The organism is Siminovitchia thermophila (assembly GCF_016909185.1).
GTDB lineage: Bacteria > Bacillota > Bacilli > Bacillales > Bacillaceae_C > Siminovitchia > Siminovitchia thermophila.
Genome location: NZ_JAFBFH010000004.1, coordinates 111155 through 126518, shown reverse-complemented (window position 1 = coordinate 126518; position 15364 = coordinate 111155). Strand labels below are relative to the sequence as shown.

The following is a 15364-nucleotide window of genomic DNA, read 5'->3' as shown; positions in this document are numbered from 1 at the left end:
TGGCACCTTACATGCGTCCTAGCAAATATAGGAAAGAAGGTTTACGCAAATGACATTAAAGCCGAAAGCCTTACATCAAGGCGATACGATAGGTATTATTGCACCGGCAAGCCCATTTTACTATAAAAGCGCTTTGGCAAGAGGCGTTTATGAGTTAGAACAATGGGGATATAACGTAAAACTAGGCAAATATATTTATGAACAAATGGGCTATTTAGCTGGAAGTGATGAACAACGTGCCCATGATGTAAATGAAATGTTCAGAGATGATGAAGTCGATGCCATTATGGTGACAGGCGGGGGATATGGGACCGCAAGGCTCGTTGATAAAATTGACTATGACGTAATCAAAAAGAACCCAAAGATAATAATCGGTTACAGTGATATTACGACGCTCCATATCGCCATTCATCAGTTTACAGGGCTGACAACATTCCATGGCCCTGGTCTCTTGCGATTGAATCGTGAAGAGTTGACGGAATATACAAAAGAACAAATGTTAAAAGCGATCACTACGAATGAAACACTGGGAGAAATAAAGCGGGCCGACGAGAGAAAATGGTTGCATACTTTTTTTCCTGGTGAGGCACGCGGGGAGATTGTCGGTGGAAATCTAGCGTTAATAAGTGCTTCGCTAGGAACAGAGTACGAAATAGATACAAAAGGAAAGATTTTATTCATTGAAGAATGGAACATGGAACCATGGCAAATTGATCATTTTATGAACCATTTATACAATGCCGGAAAGCTCCACGATGCGGTCGGAATTGTATTTGGGGAATGTGTGAATTGTATACCTTTTAACAATATCGGCTTTGAAAACTCTTTAACCTTGGAAGAAATCTTTGAACACTTTACGCAACTAGTGAAAAAACCGGCCTTTTACGGGCTGCCTTTAGGCCATACAAATGACCTTGCAACAATCCCGATAGGTGCGAAAGCATATGTAAATGCGACAAAACGACAACTGATTATTGAAGAATCGGGAGTATTATAATTCACGCCGGAACATTATATGCAACCTTCCTGTTCCTTGCGAAAAACATCTGCCAGCACAACGCAGGGTGATCGGGGTATGATTTCACCATGTGTCCCCCTGTAATCCATATGTTACAATAAAAAGAAACAAGCGACGAAATCAGTGCTTGTTTCTTTTTTTAATCTATTGGACTACCCGCCTATTCAGATGATAGTGCTACAGGAGGGACAAATTTGTATACAAGTATACAGGAACTGACAAAATACCGTATTTTTCATTATTTTTCTGAAGTCTCACGTATCCCAAGGTGTTCAGGTAAAGAACAACAAATGAGCGATTATTTAGTTTCCTTTGCTCACAAACATCGTCTGCAAGTCATTCAAGATGAAGCAAAAAACGTCATTATTAAAAAACCGGCAACTTTCGGATATGAATTCGCACCGACCGTCATTATCCACGGAAACATGGATATGGTTTGTGAAAAAAATCGAGACAATCCTCATGACTTTAACAAAGACCCTCTTGAATTAAGGATAGAAGGAGATATGCTCTATGCTACGGACACTTCACTAGGTGCCGATAGCGGAGTCGCAATCGCCTATGCTCTGGCATTATTAGATTCGAAACATATTCCACATCCTAACCTTGAAGTCATGCTCACAACAGAAGAAAAAACAACTATGAACGGAGCCAAACGTATTGATCCGGCACTTCTAAACGGAAGTATCCTCATCAGCATTGATGCGGAAGAAGAAGGAACATTGCTTGTCAGCAGTGCAGGCGGAGTGATTGCTGAATTTACAATCCCGATTATGTACGATAAAAGACAGCCAGATACTGTACTGTACGACATTCATATTGGCGGACTGAAAGGTGGACATTCAGGCGGTTCCATCGTTAAAGGAAGAGGCAATGCCAATATACTGCTCGGTAGAGTGCTGCAACATTGCGCGGAACATTTTGACTATCAACTCGTTCACCTTCGCGGAGGCGCAAAGGCAAATACCATTCCAAGAGAAGCAGAAGCGACGATTGCGATAGAACGAAAACATATTCCTCTGATCCATTCATTCATATTTAAATGGGATGAAACATTAAAGAAAGAACTGGATATGGCAGATCCTGAAGTTTACGTACAGTGTACGTCCTCGATGCGAAAAGGAAATAACGTCTTTTCCCAAGAAACAATGACAAAAGTAATAACAGCTTTAACATTCATGCCAAATAGTGTGCAAAGCATGTCTACTGAAGTCCCTGGATTGGTTCAGAGTTCGAATAACTTAGGTACAATGCGGACAAATAGTGATCACATCATGTTAAAAAATGAAATCAGAAGCTCCGTATATAGCTTGCAAGAACATATCAGCCAGCAAATGAAGGTGTTAGCCAGGCTATTACAAAGTCGTGTTATTTTTCATTCAGAATATCCTGCTTGGCCGTATCACCCCACTTCGAATATTCGCTCCCTTTGCAAAAAAATTTACAAGGAAACATATAATGAAGAAGTGACATTTGTTTCTACTCATGCAGGAATTGAGTGTGGCATCCTCGTCAAAAAAATGGATGTCGACGCGGTCTGTATTGGTCCTGACATCCATAACATTGATACGCCCAGTGAACACTTAAGCATTTCATCCACATTGAAAACGTGGGAATACTTACTTACTATTTTAAAAGAAATGAATACGATGTAATTCATAAGCCCTTAAAGCAACTTCAATACAAATACGACGGTCTGGATGCATAAAATCACCAAGCAACTCATGCAGTTGTTCCACACGGTAATTGACCGTTTGCCGATGAATAAATAACTCATTGGCTGTAGCTTGTTTGGAACCATTATTATTCAAATACGCTTTAAGGGTTTTTAATAATTCCGCCCCATTTTGTTGATCATGTTTCAATACCTCTCCCACATAATCTTGGATTAACGAATGAATAGTCTGATTGTTTTTTACATTGAGTAAAATGCGAAAAATCCCGATGTGTTCATAAAACGGATCCGTAAAAGACTCCGTAATTTGCGCCACTTCAATCACTTGCCGCGCTTGTTGAAACGCCTCATATGCATCCGTCAACATATGGTTGGCTTTACTCATGCCAATCAGAAAATCCCCATCTGTTAAAAATTGAGTCATCGCATGTTTCACTTGATCTGTCGCTGTTTCAATTCGCTTTTGAATGGGCAACATATTTTTATGTTCCGCTTGCACTTGATAAACAAGAAAATAAAGACGGTTGCCCATTGTAAGAGTAATCGGATGAAACTGATGCCGGTTCATAATCGTCCTCGTAACAATAGCGATGTTCTGCAATAATGAATTACGTTCCCCCACATTCCAATTCGACTTCGAAAAGCCCCACTGAATCACGCCACAATAATAAGAAAAATTATGAATATCTTGAGTAACAATCCCTAGCTTCGTCCGCATCAATTCTTCACTTTGCATTCGGTTGTTCACCAAATCATCTAACAACAATGCTTGATTCTGTAAATTTCGTTCTTCAATAAATAATTCCCGTAATAAGTGATGCGCGATCGCTGTTACCGTATAATCCAACGCACGAGTCATATAACGATCGCCCCCGCCCTCATGCAGCAGAACAGCAACATACGCGAGTACTTGCCCCATTGCCGTTACTGGTTGATATAAAATGGTGATGTTGCCAGCCGTTATCGTTTCAGTTCGAGTGAGTGCCCCTTGATGGTCACGGAGAATCTGTTCATGGAATATTTGTATACAACTCTCATAATCTTGCTTTTGAGTCTGCGGTAACGTAACAGCATTTCCCTCCATCGGATAATATACAATGTGGTGTGAGGTGAATCGATAAAAAGCCTGCAAAATATGACCGATACTTCTGGATTGTAACGTGAGATGAGATAGCTCTTTTGAATAAGCTTCCAATTCTAAAACCGTTTTCGCATGGTCATTCACAATAGACATATGGATATCCTTTGTTATATCGACAAATCTGACTTTGTCATCCAACAAAATAATCGGAAATTCATACTCATTGGCAAATCGACATACGTCACTCGGAATCTGTTCGGCTGTAGCCACGACACATAGCGCAGCCGCTTTTTGACGTAATAACTCGTTCAAATAAGACATATATACGTCTTTGGCACGATCAAAAAAATGAACAGTCGTCAGAATGAATTCATTTCCATTGATCTCAATGCCAGAGTGGCCATCTTCGAGAATATGCACCCACTCTACCGGACGATCTCTCCCTTTTAATCCGGCAATCATGTTAGCTCGTTGAAAAAGAGGACGACGCATAATATCTTGTACGGTCAGCGTTAGCTCATTAGACATGTTCTTAACCCCCTGCAAATAAATGGTGAAGCCACAACCATTTATTCATCCGCCATAAAGTGAAACTTCATTCAGTAGGGCTTCTACTGAATGTTAGTTGAACCAATCGGGCATTTAGATACCGTTTTTCCCTCTTAGACCTTTTGTATCGACTCAAGTATTGAAGTGGTGTATATGGCACCTTACATGTGTGATAAAATAAACCCGATCGATTCGTTTAGGGTGCCTAGGCGTTAGACTACCTCTACAATCCTGCTTCTAGTATACATTATCGTGGCAAAACGATTCACAATGCAATACTCAAGCAAAACAGCGCGAACCCTCACACAGCCCTTTTTGATTGTAAAAAGAAAGAAAAAGCATAGATTCAAAGTTATAAACGAACATCGAACCGGGAAGATCAGGCATTTAAAAATGATGCTTGTAGACATATGAAAGAAAGTCGCCACCATTTCAAAATGTTATTCGAGGATGTATGACTGTTTCAGATATTTTTCTGTCTTTACCGTCCGGAAAAAAAGTAACTGAGCGGGATCAAGTGAAACTTCATTCAGTAGGAGTTTTCTTCCATCTCCTACTGAATGTTAGTTGAACCAATCGGGCATTTAGGTGCCGTTTCTCACACTTAGATCTTTTGTATTCACTCAAGATTTTGAAGTGGGAGTCTTACGGAGCCTTACATGCCGGATAAAGTGAAACTTCATTCAGTAGGAGTTTTCTTCCATCTCCTACTGAATGTTAGTTGAACCAATCGGGCATTTAGGTGCCGTTTCTCACACTTAGATCTTTTGTATTCACTCAAGATTTTGAAGTGGGAGTCTTACGGCACCTTACATGCGGGATAAAGTGAAACTTCATTCAGTAGGCGTTTTCTTCCATCTCCTACTGAATGTTAGTTGAACCAATCGGGCATTTAGGTGCCGTTTTCTCACACTTAGGCCTTTTGTATTCGCTCAAGATTTTGAAGTGGGAGTCTTTTTTACGGCACCTTACATGCGGGATAAATTGCCCCAGTGCTTAATACGCAAGCTTTTAGCGTGGTCAAAATAGGTAGACTCCTGCGGGAATAGCTCGAGCTGAAGATCCCGCAGGAAAGCCGAAGAAGCTGAAGAGACCTGCGGAAAGCGAAGTATTTTGACGTAGCGATGATAGGGATTTTTTTAACACAAATAAACCGAACAATTATAAATGAATTGTTCGGTTTTTGCTATTTCGTATTTGCTTATGTCCCAGCACCGTTCTCATTAGGAAGCTCAGAGACCGCCCGCTCTTAAAGATCAGGCGATTCACCAGCTCCATTTTATCGTTTTGGTTCCATTGTTTCTCCACTGTCCATCATCTGTTTAGTATCCGGAGAAGAGGATGGTTTGTTTTTTTCCAAATCGCTCATATCTTGCCCCATCCCTCTTAAGAATTCAAGCATCAGCGTAATGGCTCTGTTGATTTCAGGGTCCTTTAAAGCACGGGCAAGCTCAATATAGCCTGTTTTCCCCTGTTGCTGTTCCTCAACTTCAGCCACTCTTGCGACTCCCGCATTTAGTTTGAGAAGGAATGGTTCAAGTTGAGTAACATTAATCATTCCAATTGTGCCGAGCAAGAGGAGAATATTTTTAATGGTATTTTTATTTTCGTTCATGTTTGCCGTATTCACAAGAACTTCCAGCACTTTGTCGCCTTGTCCGAGCAATCCCTTTACAAGATCAAGGAGGCCCCTTTGTTTCAAGTAACCGAGGATCTCCATCGTCTCAAGTATTGCCTCTTTGTTATTTAAAAGGGCTTCTTGTATTTCTTGCAGTTCTTTTTGTTTCTGCTTTTCTTTATCGGGTACTTGAAATTGAATATCTTTAATCGGTTCAGCCATGTGTCGCTTTGCCCTCCCTTTTTACGAGATCACCCGGAAATACGTAATCAGACCTTGCCCATTTTCTTTCCACTTCCACTCCTTTTTGCGGTTGCGGGTTGCCAAATCTATGATTCACTGGCGGGAGTGGGTCTTCCCCTTCTTCTTGAAGAACTTCAAGTTTGACCATGAGATCCTTATAGGCAGGTGTATCGGTGTCTTTATCCGCGTAACTGCTCGTAAGTTTGTTAATCGTGGCATCGCCGACATCATTCATCGGCAAGTATATTTCTTTTCCATGTACACGGTCAGTGACGTGGCACTTGACAACGACTTGGCCATAAGGTGACGTAAGCCGGACGAGTGTGCCGCTTACGAGTTTTCTTTCCTTTGCCAATTCCGGAGACACTTCCAGGAATACGCTTGGCGTTTTCGAAGAAATGCCTTCGGAGCGGTATGTCATGTTTCCTTCGTGGAAATGCTCAAGTAATCGTCCATTATTCAGATGAAGATCATATTGTTCGTCATACTCCAATGGTCTTGTCCATTGAACCGGAAATAATCGTGCCTTTCCGTCCGGGAATGGAAATCCGTCTGTAAAGAGAAGCGGGGTGTCTGTCCCATCTTCTTTTACAGGCCACTGCAGGCTGTTATAGCCTTCAAGCAGTTCATATCTGACACCGGCAAATTGTGCGGCGAGGCTGGCGGCTTCACTCATGATATCGCTTGGGTGCTCATATTTCCAATTTGCTCCGAGCCTGTTGGCGATTTCCATCATAATTTGCCAATCGGGCTTGGATTCGCCGAGCGGTTCAAATACTTGGTAAAGTCTTTGGATTCGGCGCTCTGTATTCGTAAATGTACCTTCTTTTTCCAAACTTGGCGCTGCCGGGAGAACAACGTCCGCATACTGGGCCGTTTTTGAAAAAAAGATGTCCTGCACAATAAAGAAGTCCAATTTTTCAAATCCCGCCTGCACGTAGTTAATGTTTGAATCAACGAGGGCCATCTCTTCCCCTTTTAAATATAAGGCCTTTAACTTGCCGTCATGCATGGCATCTACCATTTCATGATTATTCAATCCCGGATGCTTCGGAAGTTTTACGCCCCAGCCCTTTTCATACTTGGCTCGCACCTGCTCATCCACCACTTTTTCATATCCGGGAAGCCGATCCGGCATACTGCCGAAATCACTTGCCCCCTGGACATTGTTATGGCCGCGAAGCGGGTAGGATCCAGTACCGGGCCGCCCATAATTTCCGGTAACAAGCAGAAGGTTGGATATGGCTGTACTCGTATCACTTCCGCCAAGCTGCTGCGTCACACCCATCGCCCACAGAACGACCAGGCTTTTTGATTCGTGAATCATTTCGGCAATCTTGATAAGTGTTTCCTGTGATACACCCGTTTCTTTTTCCGCAAATGTAAGCGTATATGACTCTAAACTCTTATAATATTCATCAAAGCCATTGACCTTAGAAGCGATAAACGTTTCATCTGCCCATCCTTGATCAATGATATACTTCGTAACAGCAGACAACCAGACAAGATCGGATGCCGGTTTCGGCTTTATATACACATCTGCCCGTTGCGCCATTTCATGTTTTCTCAGATCCGCAACGACAAGCTTTTGCCCCTTGAGCTTATGGGAACGCTTCACCCTTGTCGCCAGGACAGGATGAGATTCGGCCGTGTTGGAGCCGACAATTAACACCATGTCCGATTGCTCAATGTCTGTGATGGAACCTGAGTCTCCCCCATATCCCACCGTCCGGAACAATCCTACCGTCGCCGGAGTCTGGCAATAGCGGGAACAATTATCAATATTATTTGTACCGACTACCCCTCTTGCCAATTTCTGCATTAAATAAGATTCTTCGTTCGTACATTTAGAAGAGCTGATAAAACCGAGGGCATCGGGCCCAAATTCATTTTTGATGGCGGTCAACCGTTCGGCAATAAGTGTTAAAGCTTCGTCCCATTCCGCCTCCCGAAAAACATTTCCATCCCTGATGAGCGGCTTTTTCAGACGTTCCTCACTATTCACGAAGTCCCAGCCAAATTTGCCTTTTACGCATGTAGAAATGCCATTGGCGGGCGCTTCCACGGTCGGCTCCACTTTCAAGATTTTCCGTCCTTTTGTCCAAATATCAAAACTGCAGCCAACTCCGCAATACGTGCAGACTGTCTTTGTTTTCTTTATCCGTTCTTCCCTCATTGCCGCTTCCATATCAGAAATCGCCAAGATCGAGCCGTACCCGGTTTCAACGTCTTTTGTCAAGTCAATCATCGGTCGCAACGTTTCCCTTTTAAGACGTGTTAAATATCCCGCTTCCCCTTCCATTCCCTTTTCCATCATGGCATTGCAAGGGCAGACGGTGGAACAATGGCCACAAGAAACACATGACGACTCGTTGATGGGAACATCGTTGTCCCATATCACCCGCGGTTGTTCCCGTTCCCAGTCGATCGTCAGCGTTTCTGTTACCTGGACGTTTTGGCATGCTTCCACGCAGCGTCCGCATAAAATGCATTGATCGGGATCATAGCGGTAAAACGGATGAGAGTCATCTACTTCATAAGGCTTGGGCTCAAACGGAATGCTTTGATGGTTGATTTTCATCTCTTTGACTGTGTTATGTACTTCGCATGTTCCATTATTGTAATCACAAACGGTACAATACAATTCATGGTTGTGCAAAATTTGATCCATTGCGATGACTTGGGCTTTTTTGACATCATCCGTTATCGTCTCAACAACATCTTCTGCCTTAATTTCAGTTGAACAAGATCGGACGAATTCCCCATTCACCTTTACGAGACACGTATCACATGTTTCAATCGCACCAAGGCTCGGATGAAAACAGACGTCCGGAACGGAAATTTCCAAAGCCTTCAATGTTTCCATGATCGTTCCGACGCCTTTCATTTGAACCTTTTCACCGTTAATGGTTACAAAGTATTCTTTCGCCACCCGGCTCTCTCCTCCTTTTCATATTTTAGAAAGTTCTGATTAGTTAAAAGTCTAACATAAGGACCTCGGTTTTCAAACGATAAAATCGGATACCCTTATATTATGTACCCTTTTTTTAAAAATAAAAACAGGGACGACTCCTTTATATGAGGAATCATCCCTTAGCTAGTTTGCTTTAATAATTTGGCCGCTTGGGTTTCACTTACACCTGTAATAAGCGCCAATTCGCTGATCATCAATTTTCTCGCCTCATTCAGCAATTGTTTCTCACTGCCGTTCAACGGCTTTGCGCTTCTTTGGCTTAAAAGATCACGTATCACTTCTGCAGTCGCATCAAAAGCGCCTGTTTTCATTTTTTCCACATTTGAACTGTATCGCTGTTTCCACGTCAAATTGGAAGCTGTCCCCGAGTCGTGAAGAATTGTTAAAATCTCTTTGGCCGTTTCCCTGTCGGTGACTGAGCGAAGACCTACAGCCTCCGCATTCTTTTTTGGAATCATGACATTCATATCGCTTGTCTGAATAAAGATCGTGTAATAGGTTTCTTTTTTACCAAGAAAATCTTTTTCCTCAATCGCCTGAATCATTCCAGCACCATGCATTGGATAAAATACTTTATCGCCAACATTAAACAAAAGACCGACCTCCCATTCATCTCTTATGTTCATTATATCACAAATAATTAAAAATGCAAAATTTGTAATAATATCATGATTTTAATACAATGTCAACGATTTTATATAGGCTTTTTATATCCAAAAATAAAGGACCGACTCCTTAAAAGGGAAAATTGAAAAACGTTGATATTACAACGTTTTTAAAGGGAAAGCAGGGGCGGCAAAAGGTGATAGAACCACTCTTACTTGGAGTATGTATGAATAACTCGGGCAGGAACGTTTTTTCCGACTTCTTACCTTGAGCGGGTACAAAACCGATTGGATGAACGCTTTTTTTGATTTGGGATGAGCATGAGACCCGAGTTGGGAAACGTTTTTCCGACTTTCTCCTTACAGGCACGAGACTAGGGTTGGGGGAACGCTTTTCGACTTACTCTTGGATAGGCACGAAACTGATGAGGATTATAAAGAAGCTCGATGATCCAAATTTACATTTTTGAATCATCAAGCTTTTTTGTCATGCCTAATTTTCACTGAGAAAATGGATGGAGTACATCAATAACACAGTATTGACTTTATATAGTTAGCCTTGTTTTACATTCGGCAAATTGCTTTTTTCCCTTCGTTGACTAACTGGCGCCAACAAATATCGCAAAAAGTTGCTTCTCCTCTATTTCCTTGTTTTATTCAACACTTAACCTAGCGACTGCGCAATCAAACATGATGCGGGCGGCAAAGGCAGTTGTAATATCCTGATGATCATATAGCGGATTGACTTCAGCTATATCGAAAGCATCAACGACATTGTATAACTTCTCCAACATGGACATGCACTGGACAGGGGTCAAGCCACCCGGTTCGTTGGCACCCGATCCGGGTGCATATGCCGGGTCCAATACATCGATATCAAATGTCAAATAAATTTTCTCAACATCTTTTAAGGCATCAAGAGCCTGTTTAACAACTTGGGCAGGAGAAGATTCATGTACTTCTCTTGCTGATATTTGAACAATGCCATTTTCTTTTAAATATTTTCCATACCATGGATAATTATAGCTTCGCACACCGATCTGCACGACGTGTTCGGGCTGAATCCTGGGCAATTCCAAGGAACGGCGAATTTGGCTGCTTTGGGAAAATCTTCCCTGAACTGGTGTTTCATCGACTAAATCGAGGTGCGCATCAAATTGTATGATCCCGACTTTTCCTTCTGACTCATCATGCAAAGCTTTAATGATAGGGTACGAAATGGAGTGATCCCCTCCTAGAACAAAAGGAAAAACATCTTTTTGTAGCAGCTCTTTTACTTTCGTCTCCGCATTTTTAAATGTTTCTTCTGTACTGTAAGAGACAATATCAATATCCCCGTAATCTACCATTCCGTCTTCTCTTAGTGTAAATGTCTTTCTTTTTTCAACATCGTACACTTGATTATCTTCAATTCGATTGGCAAACCATGAGAAAGCTTCCCGTATTTCTTTTGGTGCAAAGCGGGCGCCAGGTCTTCCTAAAGATGCTCCCCCATCCCACGGAAAACCTACAATGCCAAACTTTTCATTACTCATTTACAATCTCTCCCTTTGTATACGTTAATTCCTCTATCTGAATGTATTGTTTATGATATATAGCATACATCAGCAAGCCGGCAGCTGCCCATATGATAAATAGAACATATTCGATGCCTTTTAAAGAAATAGGGGTCCCGGGGACAATCATCAACAGCAAAAGCAGGCCCGAAAATACAGCAGCGATATATCCCATCACAATACCGCCTGGCGCTTTATACGGACGGTGCAAGTTGGGATCTTTTTTTCTGAGGCTGATACTGCTGAGCGCCATGAAAAACCAAGCAATTAAAAAGGAGATTCCCCCCATTACAATCAACGGAAGAAGAATTCCTTGTCCCATCACAATACCGGCTACCGAGATCACCAACATAAATATCAGAGAGTTTTTAGGTGTTTTATACCGAGAGTCAACCTTGGAAAATATTTTTGGTAAAAATCCGGCTTTCGCAAAAGAAGTAATTAAACGGCTCCCCGCAAACAAAAAGCCATTAAACGTTGTGATGACTCCCATTAAAACCCCAAAGACGATTATGCCTGCCAAAAGGTTGGAGCCGGTAGCTGTCTCGAAAGCGGCAATAAGCGGAAGTTCACCCAGGTTTACCAATTGTGATGCCGGCATAATAAAACTTGAAGATAAAACGATGAGAACATAGAGCAAGCTCCCCATCACTATTGTTCCCGTAATCGCCTTCCCAAGATTCGAATACTTTATGGAAGAATCTGCCTCCGAAACTGTTTTTGGAATGGTATCAAATCCATTCATAAAAAAGATGATGGAAGCTATCGCAAGCGCAATACCGCTGGACAAATTTCCACTTGGGAAAAGCGGCTTCATGTTGGTTGGAGATCCACTGATAAAACCTCCGATGATAAAAACAAGAAATGTTATCACCATTAACAGGGTTGCTATATTTTGAAAAGTACTGGACTGTTTAGCACCTTTCCAGTTTAAATAAACAATGATTCCTACCATAAGAAAGCTGATCAGCAAATGGGGCAAATAAATCTTACTTCCAAGCACTGTATATAACGGAATGGAATTCATGACAGGAAATAAATAAGCAATTAGAGCGGCAACAGAAATAGCTACCCAAGGAAGAATGATCAAATACCCCAAAATTAAAAACCATCCACATATAAATGCCGGAAGCTTGCCAAGCGCTTTAAACGTATAAGCAAACTCTCCGCCAGAAACCCGAAGGCTCGAGGTTAATTCTCCATAAACAAAGCCGATGGGAATAATGATGCACATCGTTATCAATATGGCGATAACGGCGCCAATGCTGCCCGCAGAGGACATCCAGGCAGGAACTGAAATAACCCATCCTATCCCAATCATACTTCCAAATGCCAAACTAAAATAATCTCTTGGAGACATCCCATTCTTCGCCAAAACAAAAGACCTCCTTCAATAAAGTTAAATGATCTTGGGTGCAACTTGTTTCATCATTACATCGTCATTTTACGCTCCAATCTTTATTGTAAATGTTCATGGTACTCAAGTAGGCAATCCAGGTAAACTCCCATTTGAATGCGAAAGACACCCTTGGACTCCAAGCCGTCTTGTTGTTGCCATTCCTTAAAGCATTTTTTAAAGGATTCCTTTCATACCATTTCCTTTATTGGTAAAAGGAATGTGCTTGTTCCTGGAATAAAGTCGTTGATGAATTGCGAGATCTTTTGCTTTTTCCCCTAAACCCGGGATGGCAAGGTGAAAATAATTACTCTTGGATGACTCCTTTTTCAATATTTCAGTTACATTTCATTTAACCCATACATTGTCGTAATCGCTTACGACAGATTGTTTATTGTGTTATTATTTATTATTCGGAAAAGACTGATAATTAAGTGTTACATCTATTGTTCGCATGTACGAGATGTATCTACTCCTTATTTCCGTATTATGGAATCGCTTTCTGAAATTGCATAACTATATTAAATAAGTTTTTATGTATTTTGTCAATACTTTTTTACTAGAGTCCTTTCTTTCCTCACATACATCGCTGCATTTTTCCGCCTTTTGAAGCGATCAATGAAATTGGCGAACCCTATGTCAACTTGAAAAATGCTTGAGTTTGACTGTATTAGACCTTGTTTAACTTCTTAGGCAAAAATGCCATTTATAAAGGATACTATTACATAACGGCGTAATCAAGATGAAAGTCGAACGAACACTGGAACGCAGCATGAAACGGGATTCAGGCAAAATGAAAAGGTATGGTCCGGCACAACACCGGACTCATACCAACAAGTCGTAGTCACTTCTATAAATGAAAGTGACATTGTAAATAGCCTATAAGCGAGCACTTTTTGTTTTCAAAAATGAATGAATAATGGCGCTTTCTTTCTGTTCCAACAATTTGACAGTCGTTTGACGAATCAGCTTTGGCAATACGTGGAATGAATAAGGTTTATACACCCGCTCCGTCCATTTATGTCCGTCTTTCCCGTATACGCCCATATTGATGGATGGAATATTTAGTTCACGTATGTCATTGACTGGCAACGGGTAAATCGATTCCCATTCGGGAAAATTTTGAATCAATGAGTGAAGTTCTTCTTCCGTCTCGTGCAGCGATAGAAAGCTGCCGTCAGCCAAATAAGGGAAAAATCTTTTCAAGGCAAATGTTTCTCCAGTTTGCAACTTTGTTTCCTCTAATACTTCTTTTACGGACTGAAGAAGTTTGGCATCCCTTTCATTCTGCTCATTTAAATAATTGTGTGGCAAATAGGGAGGAGAAAAGAAAATCACGACTCTCGGTTGTTTATTAGGATCAAGGTTCTGCAATTCTTCTACCATTTTAAAACAGAGCGCCCTCGGTTCCATTTCACTATTTTCCAAACACACTTTTTTCGCCACTTCCCGCGCCGGAATTCCTTTCCCTTCCAATTCCTTTATGAAGTCCGCCAAACTAACAACTTCAATGTGCCAAGAAATGTCCTTGCCAGGTAAATCGGTACGCTCGATAAACTGCTGATATTGCCTCTTAAAATAATACTCCACATCCATACATGCTTCTTTCGTAATGGCCATCAACTTCTCCATCACTTCTTTTGCAGACAACTCAAAGAGGAAATAATTGAAATAGAGATAACTGCTTGTTGCAGTCTGTACCGTGTAGAACTCCTTATTGTCTCTTTGCTGCAAACAAGTTGGAGGAAGCGTCAATTCTCCTTCGATATGTTCCGCCAATTCCACATTATTATGGATCCGACGGGTAATTTCCGCCGCAACAAAGTTGGGATCGAGAGAAGAAAGGGTATCCCCCACATGCGCTTCACGGCCATAAATATAAAAGCTCGGCAAGATTTTCCCGGCAGCACCTGTATAAATATATCGATGCGGGTCGCCGTCATAAAGGGGCGTAATGAAATCATTATTAATGGCCGACACAAATGTCAAACCTTTTTCATCTCGTAACCGCTTTAGCTCCGAAATAGCTGAAATGACTCCTTTATGATGACTTTCTTCATCAGGATTGAACATGAGAAGAATATTTCCGGGAAGCCTGTCTAAGTGCTCTGAAAAATACAATACATTGGCTAAATGGACGGCAACTCCGCTTTTCATATCAACCGCTCCCCTGCCGAACATCCAATCTCCTGATTGTGCATCCGCTTGCACATTGGGGTCTAAATCATAAGTGGCAAAAAACGCTTCCAACACATCCGGCTGAAAGGCGGCAGGCTTTAAATGTCCAAAATCTTCTACGCCCACTGTATCTATGTGCGAATGAAAAATGACTGTTTGACTAGATCTTTTCTGCCCTTCTATCAGGGCAAATACATTCTTTCTATATGGATCATCGGGTATTTTTTGCACCCATACATGATCCGGACGTTTCCGGAAATAAGGGAAGCTAAGAAGAATGTTTTGGAGGATGTCAGCTATGGTTCCTTCCCCTGCCGTGCCATTTATGCTGTTGACTCCCACAAGATACTTTGTCAAAAATTCTGCCTGTTCAGGCAAATTCATTGTTTTTAATTGTTCATACATTGTTGACACCCCTTTGTTTCCGTATTGTGGAATTCATTTCTACTTCGTGGATTAATTTAAATATAT

General features: G+C 41.5%; 9 protein-coding genes. 2 read left to right on the top strand and 7 right to left on the bottom strand.

Features of this window, described 5'->3' with window-relative positions; translation table 11 throughout:
- Positions 1-49: 49 nt before the first annotated feature.
- Positions 50-997 carry a S66 peptidase family protein gene (locus JOC94_RS04310; RefSeq protein WP_077111052.1) on the top strand — a complete coding sequence of 316 codons (948 nt, stop codon included), beginning with the start codon at positions 50-52 and terminating at the stop codon, positions 995-997.
- A 215-nt stretch (positions 998-1212) separates the two neighbouring features.
- A complete protein-coding gene (gene pepD / locus JOC94_RS04305; RefSeq protein ID WP_077111050.1) occupies positions 1213-2673 on the top strand; it encodes a beta-Ala-His dipeptidase in 1461 nt (486 codons plus the stop codon).
- Here pepD and JOC94_RS04300 read toward each other — a convergent pair.
- From JOC94_RS04300 to JOC94_RS04270, 7 genes are all read right to left on the bottom strand, one after another.
- Positions 2650-4302 carry a PucR family transcriptional regulator gene (locus JOC94_RS04300; RefSeq protein ID WP_077111048.1) on the bottom strand — a complete coding sequence of 551 codons (1653 nt, stop codon included), beginning with the start codon at positions 4300-4302 and terminating at the stop codon, positions 2650-2652. The two genes, pepD and JOC94_RS04300, sit on opposite strands and share 24 nt — an antisense overlap.
- 1300 nt (positions 4303-5602) lie before the next feature.
- Positions 5603-6163, bottom strand: a complete 561-nt coding sequence (locus tag JOC94_RS04295) for a DUF1641 domain-containing protein (RefSeq protein WP_077112818.1) — start codon at positions 6161-6163, stop codon at positions 5603-5605.
- Entirely contained in the window at positions 6156-9116 is a 2961-nt protein-coding gene (gene fdhF / locus JOC94_RS04290) for a formate dehydrogenase subunit alpha (RefSeq protein WP_077112819.1), read from the bottom strand. Before fdhF ends, JOC94_RS04295 begins: the two co-directional genes overlap by 8 nt.
- 161 nt (positions 9117-9277) lie before the next feature.
- Entirely contained in the window at positions 9278-9751 is a 474-nt protein-coding gene (locus JOC94_RS04285; RefSeq protein ID WP_077112821.1) for a CarD family transcriptional regulator, read from the bottom strand.
- Between the two features lie 665 nt (positions 9752-10416).
- A complete protein-coding gene (locus JOC94_RS04280) occupies positions 10417-11298 on the bottom strand; it encodes an agmatinase family protein (RefSeq protein ID WP_077112823.1) in 882 nt (293 codons plus the stop codon).
- Positions 11291-12694 (bottom strand): APC family permease, encoded by a 1404-nt coding sequence (locus JOC94_RS04275; RefSeq protein WP_077112825.1) that lies wholly within the window; start codon positions 12692-12694, stop codon positions 11291-11293. The genes JOC94_RS04280 and JOC94_RS04275 overlap by 8 nt, the downstream gene beginning before the upstream one ends.
- Before the next feature lie 900 nt (positions 12695-13594).
- Entirely contained in the window at positions 13595-15298 is a 1704-nt protein-coding gene (locus JOC94_RS04270) for a M20/M25/M40 family metallo-hydrolase (protein WP_077112827.1), read from the bottom strand.
- Positions 15299-15364: the final 66 nt, after the last annotated feature.